General features: G+C 67.1%; 17 protein-coding genes. 5 read left to right on the forward strand and 12 right to left on the reverse strand.

What is annotated here, in order from left to right:
- Position 1: 1 nt before the first annotated feature.
- Together HEB94_RS07230 and HEB94_RS07235 are read right to left on the reverse strand one after the other, a co-directional pair.
- Positions 2 to 1,258 (reverse strand): glycosyltransferase, encoded by a 1,257-nt coding sequence (locus HEB94_RS07230; protein WP_192749193.1) that lies wholly within the window; start codon positions 1,256 to 1,258, stop codon positions 2 to 4.
- Positions 1,259 to 1,896: 638 nt separating this feature from the next.
- Positions 1,897 to 3,156, reverse strand: coding sequence for an APC family permease (locus HEB94_RS07235; RefSeq protein WP_273375035.1), 1,260 nt, complete (start codon positions 3,154 to 3,156; stop codon positions 1,897 to 1,899).
- A 137-nt stretch (positions 3,157 to 3,293) separates the two neighbouring features.
- Between HEB94_RS07235 and HEB94_RS07240 the strand changes: the two genes are divergently transcribed.
- Together HEB94_RS07240 and HEB94_RS07245 are read left to right on the forward strand one after the other, a co-directional pair.
- A complete protein-coding gene (locus HEB94_RS07240; RefSeq protein WP_192749194.1) occupies positions 3,294 to 4,067 on the forward strand; it encodes an arsenate reductase/protein-tyrosine-phosphatase family protein in 774 nt (257 codons plus the stop codon).
- 12 nt (positions 4,068 to 4,079) lie between these two features.
- Positions 4,080 to 4,457 (forward strand): VOC family protein, encoded by a 378-nt coding sequence (locus tag HEB94_RS07245; protein WP_192749195.1) that lies wholly within the window; start codon positions 4,080 to 4,082, stop codon positions 4,455 to 4,457.
- Between the two features lie 52 nt (positions 4,458 to 4,509).
- On the opposite strand, the gene HEB94_RS07250 is transcribed toward HEB94_RS07245, so the two are convergent.
- From HEB94_RS07250 to HEB94_RS07290, 9 genes are all read right to left on the reverse strand, one after another.
- Positions 4,510 to 5,352, reverse strand: coding sequence for an SDR family NAD(P)-dependent oxidoreductase (locus tag HEB94_RS07250; RefSeq protein ID WP_238361456.1), 843 nt, complete (start codon positions 5,350 to 5,352; stop codon positions 4,510 to 4,512).
- Positions 5,353 to 5,517: 165 nt separating this feature from the next.
- Positions 5,518 to 6,120, reverse strand: coding sequence for a hypothetical protein (locus HEB94_RS07255; protein ID WP_192749196.1), 603 nt, complete (start codon positions 6,118 to 6,120; stop codon positions 5,518 to 5,520).
- Positions 6,117 to 6,452, reverse strand: a complete 336-nt coding sequence (locus tag HEB94_RS07260) for a hypothetical protein (RefSeq protein WP_192749197.1) — start codon at positions 6,450 to 6,452, stop codon at positions 6,117 to 6,119. Before HEB94_RS07260 ends, HEB94_RS07255 begins: the two co-directional genes overlap by 4 nt.
- Before the next feature lie 683 nt (positions 6,453 to 7,135).
- The gene (locus HEB94_RS07265; protein ID WP_192749198.1) at positions 7,136 to 8,512 is read right to left on the reverse strand and encodes a hypothetical protein; all 1,377 of its coding nucleotides are present in this window, start codon (positions 8,510 to 8,512) and stop codon (positions 7,136 to 7,138) included.
- Positions 8,496 to 9,383, reverse strand: coding sequence for an SRPBCC family protein (locus HEB94_RS07270; protein WP_192749199.1), 888 nt, complete (start codon positions 9,381 to 9,383; stop codon positions 8,496 to 8,498). Before HEB94_RS07270 ends, HEB94_RS07265 begins: the two co-directional genes overlap by 17 nt.
- On the reverse strand, positions 9,380 to 9,715 hold the full coding sequence (locus HEB94_RS07275; RefSeq protein WP_192749200.1) for a metalloregulator ArsR/SmtB family transcription factor: 336 nt from the start codon (positions 9,713 to 9,715) through the stop codon (positions 9,380 to 9,382). The genes HEB94_RS07270 and HEB94_RS07275 overlap by 4 nt, the downstream gene beginning before the upstream one ends.
- Before the next feature lie 86 nt (positions 9,716 to 9,801).
- A complete protein-coding gene (locus tag HEB94_RS07280) occupies positions 9,802 to 10,683 on the reverse strand; it encodes an SDR family NAD(P)-dependent oxidoreductase (RefSeq protein WP_202896187.1) in 882 nt (293 codons plus the stop codon).
- A gap of 249 nt (positions 10,684 to 10,932) precedes the next feature.
- Positions 10,933 to 11,778 (reverse strand): CPBP family intramembrane glutamic endopeptidase, encoded by an 846-nt coding sequence (locus HEB94_RS07285; protein WP_192749202.1) that lies wholly within the window; start codon positions 11,776 to 11,778, stop codon positions 10,933 to 10,935.
- Between the two features lie 430 nt (positions 11,779 to 12,208).
- Positions 12,209 to 13,636, reverse strand: coding sequence for an aminopeptidase P family protein (locus HEB94_RS07290; RefSeq protein WP_192749203.1), 1,428 nt, complete (start codon positions 13,634 to 13,636; stop codon positions 12,209 to 12,211).
- A gap of 308 nt (positions 13,637 to 13,944) precedes the next feature.
- On the opposite strand from HEB94_RS07290, the gene HEB94_RS07295 reads away from it, so the two are divergent.
- A complete protein-coding gene (locus tag HEB94_RS07295) occupies positions 13,945 to 14,427 on the forward strand; it encodes a GNAT family N-acetyltransferase (RefSeq protein ID WP_192749204.1) in 483 nt (160 codons plus the stop codon).
- Between the two features lie 340 nt (positions 14,428 to 14,767).
- Here HEB94_RS07295 and HEB94_RS07300 read toward each other — a convergent pair whose 3' ends face one another.
- Positions 14,768 to 15,391, reverse strand: coding sequence for a hypothetical protein (locus HEB94_RS07300; RefSeq protein WP_337917502.1), 624 nt, complete (start codon positions 15,389 to 15,391; stop codon positions 14,768 to 14,770).
- Positions 15,392 to 16,161: 770 nt separating this feature from the next.
- Between HEB94_RS07300 and HEB94_RS07305 the strand changes: the two genes are divergently transcribed.
- Together HEB94_RS07305 and HEB94_RS07310 are read left to right on the forward strand one after the other, a co-directional pair.
- Positions 16,162 to 16,725, forward strand: coding sequence for a hemerythrin domain-containing protein (locus tag HEB94_RS07305; protein WP_192749206.1), 564 nt, complete (start codon positions 16,162 to 16,164; stop codon positions 16,723 to 16,725).
- Positions 16,726 to 17,683: 958 nt separating this feature from the next.
- Positions 17,684 to 18,106, forward strand: a complete 423-nt coding sequence (locus tag HEB94_RS07310; RefSeq protein ID WP_192749207.1) for an Hsp20/alpha crystallin family protein — start codon at positions 17,684 to 17,686, stop codon at positions 18,104 to 18,106.
- Positions 18,107 to 18,234 lie beyond the last annotated feature (128 nt).

Raw genomic sequence — 18,234 nt, forward strand, 5'->3', positions numbered from 1 at the left:
GCTAAGCCGCTGCCTGCTGGGGCTTCGTTTCAGGTGGTGGCGTCAGAGACACCTCGACCTGCTGTCGGGATCCCCACTTGCCGACACGCATCGTGGCGAACGAGTAGAGCCGCACCGGGAACATCACGGCCAGGTGGAAGTAGCCGTAGAGCGGGGCGACCGCGGCCGTGGTGAGCCGGGACCAGATGGACTGGTCGAAACGGCGCATGTCGAAGTACCGGATGGCTCGCGCGGCCGACATCAGCCCGATGAACATCAGGTAGGGACCGATCAGCAGCCCTCCCCCGGTCGTGATCGGATGAACGACCGCGACGACCAGGAGGAAGGTGGAGTACACGGCCCACTGCGCGACGTCGATGAAGGTGAACCACCAGGCGGCGCGGGCTGGACTGCGATGCGTGAGAAGCCACAGCGACTCACGGAAGAAACTTCTGCCCCAGCGGGCTTGCTGGCGTATGAAGTGGTTGAACTTCTCGGGCACCGCGGTGTGCGCGATCGCCGATTCGACGAACACGACGCGCCCTTCCCGCAGGCAGTAGTTCGTCAGCCGTCGGTCTTCCCCGTTCAGTGCCGGCTTGCCGAGGAACGTCTGCGTGAGGAAGTCGTCGAGGTACTTGACCATGACGTCACGCCGGTAGAAGGCGATCGCGCCGCACACACACAGGACCGACTGGAAGCGGGAGGTGGCGGTGCGGTCGTTGAGGAAGGAGTTGACGTAGAGGATGTCCTGAAATCGCGTCAGGATGCTCTTGTCATAGTTGAGTGGCAGCACGAGGCCGGTCACAGCGGTGACGCGCTTCGACCGGAACGGCCGCATCCCCTCATAGATCGCGTTCGGTTCCAGGAACGAATCCGAGTCCAGGCACAGGTACACGTCAACGTCGTCCATGGTGTGGAAGCCGACCGCCAGGCCCTCGCGCTTGCCCAGGTTGACGGGCTGGCGGACCACCCTGATCCGCGGATCGAAGGTGGCGTACACGCGTGCGATGTCGTAGGCGTCGAGGTTCGTGGAGCAGTCGTCGACGATGAGGATCCGGGTGGGCTGGTAGGTCTGCGTCAGGATCGAGTCGATGCAGCGCCTCAGCAACGCCGGATCCTCGTTGTAGACCGTCACGATGACACCGAGACGCATCGATGGGTTCGGGTCGGGCCAACGCCGCGTCGGCAGTAGTGACAACAACAGCTTGACGCCGACGATGCCGAAGAACACGGCGGTGAACCAGGCGACGGAGCCGTAGTAGGACCACTTCGCTGCCACGGCGGCTGCGACTGCGCTGAAAAGCAGGACCGCGGTGACGGGTCTACGCCTGACAACGGCGGACGGACGCTGAAGAGCTGCGCGCCGGCTCGCACGAGTCGCGCGGGCAGTAGCTATGGAGGCGACCTCTGGGAAGTCCTTCCTGTCGCCGTGCACTCTCACCCAGTCACCGAACCGACATCGGCTCAACGTATGAGGCACCCAGAAAACGCATCGCTTCCCCCCAGGGATCAACAATCTGTTACGCCACCTCAGCGCAACGACACGTTCTTCGGTGCATCCCCCAAGGCGCCGGAAGGCCGTGCGATTTACCTACGGAAAGCAGCGATGAACAGTTACGCGGCAAGGGCGAAAGTCCACAGGTTGGAACAGCCCGCGACTATCCGCCATCTCATCTGTCCGACAGGTAGCCGCCGGGTCGGGCTCCCGCAACAGCCCAGGATTCATCACCGCCTCGGCGTGTGATCGCCCGGCGCCTGACCGACGTCGCAGGAACACGGATGCCGGGCCCATCAAGGCGAGTACAGGGCATCTCACCACGTACGTATCCAGCATCACCTACAACGGGGTCTTCATCGTCCGCATCGTAGGTGGCAGCGTCGAGACCTGGAGCCTTCGACGCGACTGGCAAGGCGGTCTCAGGTCGCCGCTGACCGACGGGCGTTGGCGGTCTTGCGTCGCAGAATCAGCCACCGACCGGCCAGGCCCGCGGCGAACATGACCGCGCCGGCGAGTACGGATTGCCAGGGCAGCGTGGCGACCAGGGTCAGACAGCCGGCGGCGCCGAGCAGGTTGAGCCAGCGTGGCCAGCGGCGATCTGCCGCGGGTTGGGTGAACGCGGATGCGTTGGCGATGGCGTAGTAGGCGAGTACGCCGAACGAGGAGAAGCCGATCACGCCGCGCAGGTCGACGGTGGCGACGAGGGCGCTGACGACGACGGCCAGGGCGATCTCCGCGTGGTGTGGTACCTGGTTTCGGGGATGGACGGCGGCGAGCCAGCCGGGCAGGTCGCGGTGGCGTGCCATGGCCAGGCTGGTGCGGCCGATGCCGGCGATCAGGGCCAGCAGCGCGCCCAGCGCTGCCAGCGCGCCGCCCACCCGCATCACTGGAGCCAGAGCGCCGGCACCTGCCGATTCGACTGCGGCGGTCAGCGGAGCGGTTGCGGCGGCGAGCACGTGCGGCCCGGCGGCCAGCAGCGCCGCGACACCGACCACCAGGTAGACGGCCACAGTGATGAACAGTGCGATCGGGATCGCGCGGGGAATGGTACGGCGCGGATCGCGGACTTCCTCGGCCATGGTGGCGACGCGGGCGTAGCCGGCGAAGGCGAAGAACAGCAGCCCCGCGGCCTGGAGGGTGCCGTAGGCGCCGCCGGCGCCAACGGCTGACCAGCCGCCCAGGTGCTCCGCGTTGGCGTGTCCGCCTGCCGCGATGCCGACCACCACGACGGCCAAGGCGGTCAGGCTGGTGGCGACAAGCACACGGGTGAGTAGGACGGTCTTGGTCACGCCGCGGTAGTTGAGCGCGGCCAGCCCCAGTACACCCGCGACGGCAACGGCGCGTTGCGCCCACCAGGGACCGGGGACCGCGTAGGTGGCGAACGTGAGTGCCATGGCGGCGCAGGAGGCAGTCTTGCCGACCACGAAACCCCATCCCGCCGTAAACCCCCACCAGTGTCCGAGGCGCTCGCGGCCATAGATGTAGGTGCCGCCGGAGGTCGGGTAGGCCGCCGCGAGTTGTGCGGAGGCGACCGCGTTGCAGTACGCGATCAACGCGGCGATCACCAGCCCGATCAGCAGGCCCGTGCCGGCAGCACGCGCAGCGGGCCCGAACGCGGCGAACACGCCCGCCCCGATCATTGACCCAAGCCCGATCACCACCGCGTCCCCGGTACCCAAGCGGCGCGCGAGCTGGTCGCCTCTGCCGTGAGATGGCTTGCCCGATCCAGCTTCCCGACGACGCTGCGTTCGGGACGCCACAGCCCACCTCCACAAACAGGCATTCCATCAAATGAGTTTGATGTATCGTCCTGGTCATGGCGTCCTCGAGTCAAGCCGTCCCCGCGTTTGTGCGCCTGGCCGCGCATCCACTGCGCTGGCGGCTGTTGACCGAGCTCGCCGCCAGCGACCTGCGTGTCCGCGAGCTCATGGCACTGGTCGAAGCGCCGCAGAATCTGGTCTCCTACCACCTTCGGCTGCTGCGCGACGGCGGGCTGGTCGCCGCCAGCCGCAGCAGTTTCGACGGTCGCGACAGCTACTACCGGCTGGACCTGGAGCGCAGCGCGCAGGCCCTGGCCGCGACCGAGGCCGCTCTGCATCCGGCGCTGCGCCGCGACGCCGCGCCATCGGAGTCGCCAGCCGCCCCACAGCGGTGGCCCCGTTCCGCGGTGCTGTTCGTGTGCACCGGCAACAGCGCCCGATCACCGATCGCCGAGGCGCTGCTGCGCCACCACACGGGCGGCCGTGTGACCGCGCGCAGCGCCGGCAGCAGACCCAAGCCGCGTCTGCACCCCCAGGCGGTCCAGGTGCTGCGTGATGACTACGGCATCGACATCGGCGAGCAGCAGCCTCGCCATCTGGACACCCTGCGCGGCCGCCGGTTCAACTTCGTGATCACCTTGTGCGACAAGGCCCGAGAGGTCTGCCCCGAGTTCGGCGACGACTCGCGGCGAGTCCACTGGAGCATCCCCGACCCCGCGACGGCCGGTGCCAACGAACAGTCCACCCATGCCGCCTTCGGTCGTGCTGCCGCGGACATCGACAAGCGCATCCATTACCTGCTGCCCGTCCTCACCACGACGAACACCTGAGGAGTTCACGACATGACGACCACCGAGCAGTACGCCAGCGTCCGCTACCTCGTCGACAACGTCCAGGCGGGCATCGACTTCTACACCAACCACCTCGGCTTCACCCTGAACAGCAGCGCTGCACCCGCTTTCGCCGACGTCGTACGCGGGCCACTCCGCCTGCTGCTGTCGGGACCCGCCAGCTCCGGCGCCCGCGCCACACCCGCCGAGTCCGCCGGCGCCGGCCGCAACCGCATCCACCTGACCGTCGACGACCTGGACGCCGAGATCGCCCGGCTTCGCGCTGCCGGACTGTCCTTCCACAGCGACTTGGTCGCCGGCCCCGGCGGCCGCCAGATCCTGCTCGCCGACCCCGCCGGCAACCTGGTCGAACTGTTCCAACCTGCCTAACGGCTACCGAAGGATCCCTGATCTGAACGTCCGCGAGGGACTGGTCACATGCCTACCGCCCGGTGTTCGGCAACCGGGTGCGCGGGGAGGGGCAAGGGATCACAACGTCTTGACTTGCCCGCCGTCGATGGTGAACTCGGCTCCGGTGATGTTGCCGGCCAGCGGGGGAGGCGAGGAAGAGAGCCAGGTCGGCGACTTCGTGGGCTTCGGTGACTCGCCCTGTGGAGATGCCCATGGTCTGTGGCACGACTACGTCGATGGCTTCCTGCGCAGTGGTGCCGGCCTGGGCCGCTGTGGCATCGGCGAAGCCACCTGGCGCGGTCCAGAAGGGGGTGCGAACCGGTCCCGGGCAGATCGCGTTGACCCGGACGCCTCGCGGTGCGAACTCCTCGGACAGGGACTTGCCCAGGTTGCTTAGCCCGGCCTTGGCCGCGGAGTAGTCCACGACCATGGGGAATGGCAGGCGCGCGTTGACGGAGCTGATGTTGATGATGGAACTCCCATCCGCGTCCAACAGGTGGGGAAGCGCGGCGCGGCTGGCCCGGACCGCGCTGAACAGGATCAGGTTGAAGATCCGCTGCCACTCGGCGTCGTCGATGTCCAGAAAGCTCGAGCGTGGCGTCCCGGCGCCCAACCCGTTGATCAGAACGTCGAGCCCGCCGTACTGGTCCACCGCGTGCCGGACGAGTGCGTCCGGTCCGTCAGCCGTGGACAGGTCGACCGAGACCGCGGTGACGCCGTAGGTCTCGCGGAGCCCTTCGAGCTCGGGAGTCATGCTCCGGCTGCCGGCGACGACGTGGGCGCCTTCGCGGGCGAAGCCGTCGGCGATGGCAAGGCCGATGCCCTTGCTCGCGCCGGTGACGACGGCGACCTTGCCCTCGAGCTGAAGGTCCATGGCAGTCACTTCTGAAATCGGTCACCCATATACCCGGGGTGGGCGGGAACCAGTGCTGTCAACTCAGGCTAGGCGGTCCGACAGGCCCTGGTCTCCCGGACCAAGCCAGGCCCACGCCGTTAACACGGGTTTCTCACATGGGCTGGGCCCGCCGCGGAGGACCAGTCAGGCTGCTGCCGTGCACCGCAGGTAGTGCGGTGAGAGCGTGGCGACCAGTCGGACGTTGCCGATCACGGTCGCGTCGTCGTTGTCGACGTTCGCGGTCGCCCATGCCAAGGCCTGCCTGCGCAGCCCGTCGTCTCTCGCCAACAGAACACCCGCGAGACCCGTGAACAGCTCCGCGCAGATCTTGGTGCCCGGGCCTCGATCGCACAGGAGGTTCACCTCCCGCACCCGCCTGTCGTCGTCGTACTCGACATTGACCCTGAGGCCCTGCACGGTGTCGTCGCGCGGGGTGCAGGCGGTGCGTTTCAGCGCTCCGTTGAGGAGTCCAACGCCGGTACCGGACAACTCGCACTTCCACGACCTGGTCTTCACCAGCCAGTCCTCGGTGATGGCGCCGACGGTCACGCCGCGCAGATAACTCTGATCCGCGTGGGGAAAGTCGCGGGTGAGCGTCGGCGTGGAGGTGGGACCGTTCTGCCTGGAGCCCAAGGTGCTTCCGAGCGCCACCCCGGCGGATCCGCCTACCAGCAACGCGAGGACGCTCACGGCAACGGTCAGCAGTACCCGTGGCCGACGCCTGGCAGCCGTAGGTGCTGGGATCATTCTGGCGTCACCGCTTCCACGTCGAGGTTGAAGATCTGCGGCTCCGACGCGTCGACCTTGTAGGTGTAGCCGCCGACGTCCGCGACGGTCGTACCTCCGCCTTCCACCTGTCGGCTGAGCCAGGTTCTGATCTGTGCGGCGAACTCCCTGTCATGGGCGTAGGGCAACCCCGCCGACCACAACATGTAGGCCATCGCCGTCTTGCTCGGCGGTGCGAACGTGTTGTCGAACGGGCCGATCTCGGCGCTGCTGACACGCGCGGAGTACGCGCGAACCTGACCGCGAACCTCCCACAGCGAGAAGGTGTACTCCGTAACTCCGATCTGCAGCACACATGTCCACCTGTCAGCACTCGCCTTACATGTGTGACCCTGTGCCTTCAACCTGCCGATGACGGTCGCAGCCCGAAGGTTCGGGACGCAGGTCCTCTCCGAGCGTTCGCAGTTCACCGGACCGAAGTCGGGCGTCGCATCACTCGCCATGGCGTAGCTTCCGATCCCGCCTGCCACGCACGCGAACAGGCCCACCAGCAGGGTGAGCGCCAGGATCCGGCCCCGGCGGCGAGGCGGAGGGGCATCGGCAGCCGCATGGACGCTTGGCGCCGGCCGCGGCTGGTTCGGCCACGGCTCGTTCGGCCGCGGCTGGTTCGGCCATGGCTGATCTACTGCTGGCGGCTGCTGCGACGGTCCACTCGGTCGCGGGGGCAGGTGCCTCGCGTGCGGTGGCAGGGTGTGGGCCGGTCCGCTCGGTCGCGGGGGCAGGTGCCTGCCCTGCGGCGGCTGCGGCCACGGCGCGCCCGGTCGCGGCGGCGGCCCACCCGGAGGCTGCTGCCATGGCGCACTCGGTCGGGGCGGCAGGTGCCTTCCCGGCGACGGTCCATCCGGAGGCGGCTGACCACCCGGAGGCGGTTGTCCACCAGGGGGCGGTTGTCCACCCGGGGGCGGCTGCTGCCAGTGCCCGGACGGCGGTCGGGCGTCTGCGGGCGGCCGGCTGTGGGGATGCGGCGTCTCGGCCATCAGTCGCCCCTCCTCACGAAGTCGGCCCACCGCTGGAGGAAGGCGGATCTCCGCATGCCGAGCACGTCCCAGCAGATCTCGTCGAAGACGGGCGTCGCGGTCAAGGGTGAGTCGGGCTCCTCGGCGTGCGCGATCACCCGGGTGTAGAACTCGACCGCGGTGTCCTGGCCCCGGACCCGTGCGATGAAGCGGTACACCGATGCGCCGAGGTCGTAGTTGAAGACGCCCTTCTCTCCGTAGAAGTCCTTCGAGGACGGCGGCCGCCCGGAGAAGTAGCCGGTCTCGACCGCCACCCTCACCACGTAACGTGAGAACGCCAATCGCTCCGGGTTGTCCACGGTTTCCACCCACCGGGCGAAACCCTCGACCGCCCACTGGGGTGCCGATGCCTGCTGGGAGAGGTACGAGCCTCCCACGATGGTCGCCCGCGCGGTCACGGCGTGGGCCAACTCGTGCCGCATCACGATCTCCGGGTCGTCTCGCGGGGTGGTGCCGCCCTCGAGGCTGACGACGATGCGTGATCCGGCGTACTGACCCGCGTACACTTCGCCGTTCCGGCGTACACCCTGCAAGGGAATCTCGACACCCTCAACTGCGGGGTTGAAGTTGCCGAACGCGCCGATGCTGTACCACTTCTTAAAATTCTCGATGTTCCTCGTGAAGAACAGCACGTAGCCGGGGAACTTCAGCCGGTTGCCCCAGATGGCTTCGACCTCGTGCAGATGGGTCCGCGCCGCGGCGGCATAGCGGTCGAGATCGGCGACGCTGGAGTCGCCGACCAGCCAAGCCTTGCCCGCACGGATGACGCGCAGAGCCGTGAAGTTCCAGGGCGCATCGGCCATCGGGCTGCCCAGGACCATGTCCCCGAGGCTGTCCACGGACAGTCCTCGGACGTCGGTGACGATCCGCTTACCACCCTGCGTCTCCAGCTTGAACTGGAACGTCTCCGCGGGGGCGACACTGCCGGGGCCGGTGTCGGTGACGAGCTGGGTGATCTGGATCACCGGTTTGAAAAGGTGACCGCCACCCTCCGCAATGTGGGTGGACCTGTCCAGGACATAGGAGAAGTTGGTGAACTCGAACTGCCGCAGGTTGGCGAAGAGCCTCTTCTGCTCGCTGATCAGGCGTTTGTTCCGCTCGTCGAGGTCGGCGAGAAAGGCTCGCTCGTCCGCGTTTCGCAGGGCCTTCGCCCTACGGTCGAGGATCGCCCGGAGCGCATCGGCCTCCGGGTCACCTGACTCCTCGCGGCTGACGGTCCGGATGGTCGGTCGTTCCACCTGGCCACAACCCGCGACCGCGAGTCCCGCCAACAACACCGCTCGTCTGGACAAGGCCACCCTGCGGGTGCTCGTGTCCAGGTCACGCTGTCCCCTCATGCGATGGTCGGGGCCGGCACCGGCGAGGTGACCCGCCGGGGCAACCTGAACCGGGTACTTCGGGCACGACGAACCCAGGCAGACATGACGACTTCCCACCCCAGCTGACAGCGATACAGACCGGACAAGATCCGCAGGAAGTAACGGCGCCCAGAACCAGACCGTCACGCGACGTCCGTATCCGGACAACTCCAGGGCCCGAACTCATGCCGCCGATGCGGCCGCCGCTCGCCGTCCGCTGCCTGACCCCGTCCCGCGCCTCACCGCTCCGGAGGGCCGGTCGGCGCGGGCGGGGTACGCAGGGAATCGGTGGACTACTCCCCGCTCGCTGCCGCCTTGAGGCATGGCAGACCACCACCACTCGAACCACCACGGACATCACCACCACGGGCATCACCACCACGGCGCGGGCGAACCGCTCCAGGAGAACGGTGCGCCATCCGCCACCGTTGCTGATCCCGTCGCGCAGAGCCTGGCCATCGACGAGACGGTCGAGGAACCGGTGTTGCAGTTCTACCCTGGTCTGCTCGGGCCCGTCCGCGGTGAACCGCACCTCGATCTCGCTGGCGTGCTCGGGATCGGGGTCGAACTGCCATTGGCCGTTGATCTGCCAGGTCACGACCAGCCGGTGCGGTGGCTCCCAGACCAGCACCCGTCCCCAGTCGGACTCGCTGCCGTCGGTGCCGCGTTCGTACCACCGTCCACCTTCGCGAGGTTCCAGGACGGCCTCAGCCAGATCCGCTGCTCCGATCTGGAAGTCAGACGGCCACCAGGTGTTGAACGAGTCGGTGAAGACGTGGAATGCCCGTTCGACTGGTGCGGCAACGGTGACGGTTCCGTGCAGATCCGGGATGGCGGGTTCGGTGCTCATGAGTTCTCCTGTTCGGGGTCGTCGGGGGCCACTTCGGCGGCCTTGTGGAACGCCGTGAGTGCGTCGTCCCAGATGCGCTCCAGGTACGCCCGCAGGGCGGTCACCCCATCCGGATTCAGCCGGTAGACACGGCGGGTGCCCTCGGCCTGGTCGACGACCAGGCCGCCCTCCTTGAGGACACGCAGATGCTGAGACACGGCCGGACGGCTGATCGGCAGCTCCTCCGCCAGTTCGCCCACCGATCGTGGACGCCTGGCCAGTAGCTCGAAGATCGCACGCCGAGTCGCGTCGCCGAGGAGCCCCAACCCCTCACCATCTCCGTAAGTACCCACGAACGGTAAGGTTAGACTTACGCTTTCCTCGACACAACCCCAGCGAGCGCGTGGCCCCCGGACCACGACCACCAGGTCGCATGCCCCTAAGCCCAGTCGGGCGGCACCCTTCCGTCCACGTCGGTGAACCCGTACTGCCGGGCAAGCTCGCGGGTGCCCAGCGTCTGACCGGACTTTTCGAGTACGGCCTCGTCAGCCGCAAGCGCTGCCACCGCCCTGCCGGTCAAGTCGGTTGACTCGGTGGGCTTGAGCTCGGGCAGGGTGTGCCAACCCTGCGCGTTGGTGCCAAAGCCTTCCATGATCTCCTCGGTGCGCATGAAGCCAGGGGACAGCGCCACAACAGCGACGTCATGTCCGGACCATGAAAGATCCTTGGCCATGTACAGCACCATCTGGTTGATAGCCAGCTTCGCCGTGCGATAGAAGAGCGCGGTTCCCGCGTGGGTCTCGCCTGGCGGCTTCTGCAGGATCGCGGGCGATGCCCCGGTAAGGGCGCCGACATCCTCGCCCAGATCGAACATCAACGTGGTGTTGACCACCAGGCCGCGCCCGGCGGCGAGCATCAGTGGAAGCCCGAGCCGAGTGGCAACCAGATGTGACCGGACACCGACGGTCCACATCCGATCGAACCTGAGCATGGGCTGTTGCCAGAACGGCTCGTCCAAAGTGCCATCGTCGATGCTGTAGCCGGCCCATGCGTTGTTGACCAGGACGTCGAGCCGACCCTGCTCGTGCCGTACCTTCGAAAACAGCACCTCTACCTCGGCGTCGACGGCGTGGTCCACCTCAAACGCGATGCCGGTGCCGCCTCGCTCTGACACCATGCGAGCCGTCTCGGCCAGGCTCAGATCCTCGCCAGCAGCCTCCGCGCGGCTTCGCCCGGTGACGTAGACGGTCGCTCCGCACTCGCCAAGTACGCGAGCGATCCCACGGCCTGCGCCCCGATTCGCCCCCGTCACCACCGCCACGACACCACTCAGGTCAGGTGGGCTCCAGTTGTCGTCCCGACCTGCTGTCTGCGAACCTGCCGAACCCGTCCCACCCATCTCGACCAACCCCCCACGTGGAGTGATGACACCCGGTCGGGACCGTAGAGGCAGGCGCCGACATAGCCCGAGGCAGTGAGCTTTGCCGAGCTTCGCCGGTCCACAGTGAGATCAACCGAGCCGCCGAAACGAACAGTCTCCAGAGCAACCACGACCGTATTTGTGTCTTGTTCACATGCGCTTGGCTGGCTCCCGATCGAGGCGCCCGGATTCCCCGTGGCCCCACAGCGCCGGAGTCGCGGTGGGCGCGGGATGGCGGCGCCACCAGGCGCCGAGGAGGAGCGCGACGGCGACCAGTACCGCCAGTTGTAGTACGGCGCCGGCGCCTCGGGTCGGCGGCATCAGCGCGCCGGTCATGTTCCAGGCCGCGTGCAGCAGGATCGCGGCGGGGACGCCGCCGCGCAGCCGCTCCGTGAGGAGCAGGGCGACGAAGCTCAGGGGGAAGAACGAGGCGAGCAGACACAGACCGGAGTAGGACAGGAGTCCATCGTCGTGCTGCCTGGTGCCGGGTACGAAGAAGAGCGGCAGGTGCCAGCACGCCCAGGTCGCTCCGATGACCGCGGTGAGCGCCAGCGGATGGTGCATGACGAGCCGCAAACGTGGTTGCAGATAGCCCCGCCAGCCGAATTCCTCTGAGAGCGGTCCCGACACCAGGGTGTATGCGACGACACCCAGCCACCCTCCGACGCTCGCGACGGTCGAGGACGCGTGTGTGGCGATGCTGGCCGGGTCGAGGATCACCGCCGCAGCCGCCGGCGATAACGCGCCCCCCATCAGGGCCAGGCACGCCCAGGAGACCCGTGGCCGAGTGCGAGCCGCAATGCGTACGCCGGGGCGGCGGAGCCAGAGGGCGACCGCAGCGATCGATGGCCCGCTCGCCGCCACGGCGAACACCACCGCACCCGTACCGGTCGAGATATCCGTGTGCGTCGCGGCGAGCACGATCCAAGGAATCCAGGCGATACCGAACGTGAGGGCGCCGAAGGAAACGACGCCAGTTTTGCGGAGGAAGTGCATGTGTTCACACTCCCGACTTCGGTGCAACGCGCACCAGGCGGCGGCCCCCCGAGAGCTTCCGGGGGTTCTCCCCAGCCGCCGCGGCTGCGCAAGGCGGCGCCAGTCGCGCTGACCCCTCGCCCGGGAAACGAGGCCTTCGTTCGAGGTTGATGGCGCCGACGTCGGGGGTGATGGAACCTCTTCACTCCACCGGAGTTCCCTTTGACGTCATAGCGATCCCACAACTGGGCGAAGTCCGAGCTCTCGAGCCCACCGGCGAGATGAAGGGCCTGCTGCGGTGAGCTGACGCCTTGCCTCGCAGTGGTCGATGCCGGTGCCGCCGCACAGCTGGAGGAGGGAAGCAGCTGTGCGGCGCTCCGCTTTGGATCCGGCGGCGCGGACCGCGCGGTGGCGATCGAGGAGGCTTAAGAGAGAGCGTGGCCGAGTTCGCTCACCGAGAACCGAGCCGCGACCTGGTCCACTGCTCCAGCCCGTCGGTGGTGATCGGCAGGTCCTTGGTAAGGATCTCCAGGCGGTCGGCATGCACCACGACGTTGTCCTCGATCCGGATGCCGATACCGCGCAGCTCCGGCGGTACGGTCTCGTCGTTCGGGTGGAAGTACAGCCCGGGCTCGACGGCGAGTGCCATCCCGGCCTCGATGGTGGCGTCGATGTACGCCTCGGGCCGGGACGCGGCGCAGTCGTGGACGTCGAGGCCGATGTAGTGCCCGGTCCCGCAGACGATGTACCGCCGGTGCTGCTGCCCGTCCGGGCCGAGCAGTTCGTCGATCGTGGCGTCGAGCAGGCCCCAGTCGCGCAGTCCCTCGGCGAGCACTCGCATCGCTTCGTACTGGAAGGCGCGGTACTGCGCTCCGACCTTGACCGCCTCGAGCGCGGCCAGCTGGGCTTTGTGGACGAGATCGTGGACCTGCCGCTGCGCGTCGGTGTACTCGCCGGTGGCCGGGAACGTTCGGGTCACGTCGGCGGTGTAGAGGGTGCGGGTCTCGACACCGGCGTCGAGCAGGATCACGTCACCCTCGTTCACCGGGCCGTCGTTGCGGACCCAGTGCAGCACCGGCGCATGCCTGCCGGCGGCAACGATCGAGGCGTAGCCGACGTCGTTACCGGCCGTCCGTGCCCGGCGGTAGAAGGTGCCCTCCAGCCAGCGCTCGCCGCCGCCCCGGATGGCTTCGGGGAGCTCGCGGGCGACGTCCGCGAAGGCGAGCACGCTGGCCGCGACGGCCTCGCGCAGCTGGTCCAGCTCCCAGTCATCCTTGACCCGGCGCAGCTCGGCCAGGGTCTGGCGTAGCGAGTTGCGGTCGGTCGGCGACGTCTTCACCAGCCCATCGAGCATCGGCTCGACGCCGGGGACCGACAAGATGAACGGAAGCGTGCCGCGGACCGCCATGGGCAGCTCCTCGATCGGGCGGCAGGCGATCTGCAAGGCGTCCGACCAGTCCTTCAGTCCCGGCACCGGGCCGATCCAGAGCTCGCCATCGCGGGCGTTCGCAAAGAAGTCGGCCTCCTCCGGGCCGGCCGTCTCCCGCAGGTACAGCGTGGAGTCGCCGTCCGCGGAGATCACCAGTACGGCACCTTCTGCCTGGCATCCGGTCAGCCAGACGAAGTCGCTGTCGGCGCGGAACTGGTAGTCGGTGTCGTTCGAGCGGACCGGCGCCCGGCCGGCGCCGAGGGCGATCCGCTGGCCCGGCAGCGCGGCCGTCAGCTTGCGCCGATGGTCGGCGGCGGCCTCGGCCAGCCCTTTCGGCACCGCCACCGATCGGTCCACCGGACCCCAGCTCCGCGAGATGGATTCCCTGAAACCCCTGGCGTCGATAGGGCGGTACGCCGGCAACTTCTTCGTCCGGTCGTCATTGGTCATGAAGTGGGCTCCTCGTGCTCGGAGTTGCAGTTCACATTCAGGTCATCTCGCCCAACCACAAGGTCGATCATGACCGTCGCGGACCCCTAGTCGCCAGGAGCGAGTCCAAGTCCACCTCTCTTGGGATCCAACGACGTAGCCGGACTAGGCCCCGACCAGCTGAGCAGACCAAGCCAGGCCACCTACGAAATCCGCGAGCCCTTCGCGCTCGGGTGAAGCGACGATGTGCTGTCCGGCGCGCAACCCCGTCCCCAGAGCCTGCTTCCGCGCCCATCTCGCGGCAACGCTCGTGGTGCCAGGCTTGCGACATGACCATCGCGATCCGAGCGGCCGAGGCGAACGACGCACCAGCAATGGTCCAGATCTATGTCGACTCGTGGAACGAGGGCTTCGGTGAGCTGATGCCGCACCTGGTCGTGGACGCCGATCGGATCAGCCGCTGGACGACCGAGCTGACGGAGGGGCAGACCCGATGGTGGATCGCGGAGCACGGCGGATCCATCGTCGGTTTGGTCGGCATCGGGCCCAGCCGCGATCCTGTGGACCCCGAACTCGGCGAACTCGACACGATCGCGGTGGATCCGGCGCGCTGGCGCGAGGGCATCGGGGCCGCGCTCATGCGAACTGCGCTTGATGCGCTTGTCGACGCCGGCTTCGCGGAAGCCATTCTCTGGACGCTCACCGGATACGACCGAGGACGAAGCTTCTACACCTCGATGGGCTGGACCCGCGACGGCGGAACGCGTGACGACGGGCACCAGGTCTCGTTCCGGCGCAGCCTCCACAGGTGATGTAGCGGATAGAAACGTAGCCACAAGCGCTCCACTGGCAACAGTGCTATCCAATACGTCTACCGGCGTCCACCCATCGCCACGGATCCGCTTCAGCCATCCCGCGTCGACCCGTCGATCGTGATCGACAGCGCAGCTTGTCGGCAGCACGCCCACCTTGGCGGCCCTGACTTTCGCGTACGCCGTACCCGAGTACATATTCACGTCCGCCCAGGTCAGGCGGCTACTTCGCCCGTACGACGTCGCAGGGTGGGACCCAACCCCGCCGTGTGCGCAAAGTACGTCGCGTAAGCGGACTCTTATCCAGCATCGTGAGCTCTCGACGTCCGAGTATGTTTCCTCAGAGTGACTGGAGCCATGGGTGCCCTGGGTGGGCGATGCTTATGGCTCGCCTCAACCATGCGCGGTGTCGCTCTTGGAGCAGTGGCAGGACCGAGTCGAAGTCCTGCTGGTCCTTCGGGCGCAGTCCGCGCGATTTGTGGAGCAGTCGGATCTCGGGACGCAGGTATGGCACCTCGTCCTTGTGCCAGACGATGGATTCGAGTGGCAGCGAGATTCGCGGGTCACGCTTGTAAACCCAGCGGTCGCCATCGGTGGTCATCAAGATGATGTCGAGTTCCCAGGGGTCGGCGCCGCTGGGCCGAGTCCAGACGTTCTCGCATCGCGGTTGAAGGTCGTCGTCGGCGTCGGAAGGCAGGAGAAGCGTGAGGTTCTCCTGGTCGGCGGCCCAGAGGTCTGTGCGCCCGGCCATGTGGCGCCGCAGGGCAGGCAGATCGCGGCGCGGAATGCTCGGATCGATGTCTCCATGAGGCCGGGCCACCCCAGTGAAGGCCTCGAGAGCCCAGCCGCCCGCGATCCACCACATCCCGGGGTACCCATCGAAGAAGAGGGGCACGTCTGACGGGGAAGGTGGATTCCACGGGCCGTAGATTCGGTGAATCTCTTCTGGCGTCAGCTCACTCACCGGCATCTCGTTGACACTACCGGGCCCAGTCGGGTGGCAGACGTCGAGTCTGTCGACTCTGCGCGGATGGCCGCTCTGGAGTGCCTACCGAGCGCTCCAGCCAGCGGGTGGGTCGTCAGTCGCTACGCTCGACTCGAACCTGCGCGCGTTGACCAGTCGGGCCCCCGATTGCGGATTGCGCTTTAGACAGGACTCCAGATCTTACGACTCTCGCCAGTCTGCAGCGACGCTAGCCGCTTTTCTTGGCGCCTGATTGCTACGCGAGTCCTTCGTCGCATTGAGACTTAGCCAGACGACCATACGAAGCTCATGGAAGTCAGCCAGAGTTTCATAACCTGGCATGCCATCACGTCGAATCCGTACGTTTGGCAGAATTCCGAGTACTCCTCCTTCCTTCGTGCGCCAACCGAACCGGTCAAGACGAGAACCGCCACCGATGGCGCCGGCCCTCCCTCCGCGCCTTCGGCGCCGGGGCGACCGGCGCGACTGGGCGCGAACACAGCGAGAAGGGCCGCCAGAAGGTCCGCATCAACACGGCCACCGCCACGGCGCCACCGGAATCCTCATCTGAGTGTCAAATAGTGAACCCCGCGTCATGAGCCAAGGTCTTCCCGAGCCGACACCAGCCGCCACCGCCGAGGTTGTCACCATCAGTACTTCCGCATAGCTGTGCGCATTTTGGGTAGGAGTTTATCCTTGCCTCAGCGAGGAGGCGTCCCGCAGCGTGTGGGCCGGCACGTCGATGAGCACGAACGACAGGAGCGCAAGCCGTGGCACGGAAGCAGCAGCAAGATGTCGTGGATCTACTCGTCGAGCAGCACGAAATGATCAGGTCACTCTTCTTCCGCGTAAGCGATGCGAAGGGAGCCAGCAAGCGCGAGCTCTTTCAAGATCTCGTTCGCTTACTGGCCGTGCATGAAACGGCCGAGGAGGAGGTTGTCCATCCCATCGCCTGTCGGGAAATCGCTAACGGGGAACGAGTGGTGAAGGCTCGACTGAAGGAGGAGGCAGATGCAAAGACACGCCTCGCGGAGCTGTATGAGCTTGGCGTTGATCACCCTCAGTTCGACGCCAAGCTGGAGACTCTAGCCAACGGCGTCCTCAAACACGCTGACGAGGAAGAGATTGAGTTCCCTGGCCTGCGCGAAAGGATGTCTCCAGAAGAGCTGCGAAAGCTGGTTGGTGTCTTGGAGACAGCGGAGGCAACGGCGCCCACCCGCCCTCACCCTGCTGCAGGCGAGTCCGCAGCCGCCAATACGCTTGCAGGACCACCGATAGCAGTGTTCGATCGCGTGCGAGACCGAATCAGAGACTGGACCGAAGACAACACTTGATCCGCATTGATGTGACGGGGCCGGATTCGGCGGCGGGTCTTCGGATGTGCTTGGAAGTGTGAATCCGCAAGACTAGAGCCCTCGATGGATCGAAGACATGCTGGTCTCGCGGTGCTCGGACTTGGCTGGCGCAGGCGGCTCCAATCTTCACGCGCCGACCTGCACAAATCCGACTGGAACTGCGGCCTGTCCATCGACGAGGCCACACCCCCGGATCGTGATGGCCTTGGTCCCCGCACCACTGGCACTCCTCGACCGCGCCCACAGCCAGAGGCGCACGCGGGTCCGATCGGCTGAGGGTACCGCCGTCCCGGGACCGGGCCGGAGCGGCGACTCCGGTGGCTGTCTCGCGGTCGCTTGGCCCTGTATGAACCAGAGGCTCGTGACCCAGCGAAGGCGGGCGGCGATCTGGCACCTGCCAGCGACCCCCGTGCGCGGCTCGCCCGGTGTGCACGGCTCCCATGTGCACGATCGCCGCGGTGCGCAGCGCCGTGAACATGTCGAGGGGTGTTGGAGCTGACCGCGGCGTCGTGCCGAGCCCAACCGAGACCCCGCGCCGAGCGGTCGGGTATCCGGGGCACCCCTGAGACGAGCTTGAGGTTCGACAGCGGGCAGTGCGCCACAGCGGTGAAGCTACCTACGGGCCGGCGCGTCGGTCTCGGCGTCTGTGAGATGCATCTCCTGGGCCAGCACCGTAACGCGGCCCGAGCAATCCGAGGTCGTCGAGGAGCTCGGATGGGCTGACCCCCGGTCTCCCGCTGACCGTCTGGATGTGCGGCGGAACTGCCGCCATGCCCGGCCCCTCTCGCCGGATCCCTTGACGGGTCCGAGTTACCGACCTGCTGCTTGACACGGAGAATACCTCGCGCTAAAAACTTGCCTAGTTGAGCCAGTCAGGCTCAACCTTCGTCGACCGCCGTACGACATCAAGTGAGAGAGGAAGAAGGAAGTGGTGGCGATGTTGATGCGCACCGATCCGTTCCGCGAGTTCGACCGGCTTACTCAGCAGCTCCTCGGAACGGCCACCAGGCCTGCGGCAATGCCGCTGGACGCCTACCGCAAGGACGACTGGTTCTACGTCCACTTCGACCTGCCGGGTGTCAAGCCCGACGACATCGAGCTCACGGTCGAGCAGAACGTCCTCACCGTGCGAGCCGAGCGCGTGGGAGCCCACTCCGACGGCGTCGAACTGATCGCAGCCGAGCGCCCACAGGGCACCTTCACCCGCCAACTATTCCTCGGCGAGACCCTCGACACCGACAAGCTCGAGGCTGACTACGACTCCGGCGTCCTGAGCATCCGGATCCCCGTCGCCGAACAAGCCAAACCGCGCCGCGTACAGATCAGCGGATCCGGCGGTCGTCGCCAGATCAACCCCTGACCCATCTGGACATCGATCTGCCACCTCATCTCCCGGCGGGCCGGGCCTCACGCCCGGCCCGCCGCCCGATCCCGCCTGTGAGTCACCGGCATGGCACAAGCCGAGAGATTTCGGGGGCCGCAGCCCGC

This window comes from Actinopolymorpha pittospori (genome assembly GCF_014873875.1).
In the GTDB taxonomy this organism is placed as follows: Bacteria; Actinomycetota; Actinomycetes; order Propionibacteriales; family Actinopolymorphaceae; genus Actinopolymorpha; species Actinopolymorpha pittospori.

Bases quoted from the DNA above. Each gene is read 5' to 3' on its own strand.
- HEB94_RS07240 (WP_192749194.1), top strand. From the start codon at position 3,294: ATGGCGTCCTCGAGTCAAGCCGTCCCCGCGTTTGTGCGCCTGGCCGCG.
- HEB94_RS07245 (WP_192749195.1), top strand. From the start codon at position 4,080: ATGACGACCACCGAGCAGTACGCCAGCGTCCGCTACCTCGTCGACAAC.
- HEB94_RS07250 (WP_238361456.1), bottom strand. From the start codon at position 5,352: ATGGACCTTCAGCTCGAGGGCAAGGTCGCCGTCGTCACCGGCGCGAGC.
- HEB94_RS07255 (WP_192749196.1), bottom strand. From the start codon at position 6,120: ATGATCCCAGCACCTACGGCTGCCAGGCGTCGGCCACGGGTACTGCTG.
- HEB94_RS07265 (WP_192749198.1), bottom strand. From the start codon at position 8,512: ATGAGGGGACAGCGTGACCTGGACACGAGCACCCGCAGGGTGGCCTTG.
- HEB94_RS07270 (WP_192749199.1), bottom strand. From the start codon at position 9,383: ATGAGCACCGAACCCGCCATCCCGGATCTGCACGGAACCGTCACCGTT.
- HEB94_RS07285 (WP_192749202.1), bottom strand. From the start codon at position 11,778: ATGCACTTCCTCCGCAAAACTGGCGTCGTTTCCTTCGGCGCCCTCACG.
- HEB94_RS07290 (WP_192749203.1), bottom strand. From the start codon at position 13,636: ATGACCAATGACGACCGGACGAAGAAGTTGCCGGCGTACCGCCCTATC.
- HEB94_RS07295 (WP_192749204.1), top strand. From the start codon at position 13,945: ATGACCATCGCGATCCGAGCGGCCGAGGCGAACGACGCACCAGCAATG.
- HEB94_RS07310 (WP_192749207.1), top strand. From the start codon at position 17,684: ATGTTGATGCGCACCGATCCGTTCCGCGAGTTCGACCGGCTTACTCAG.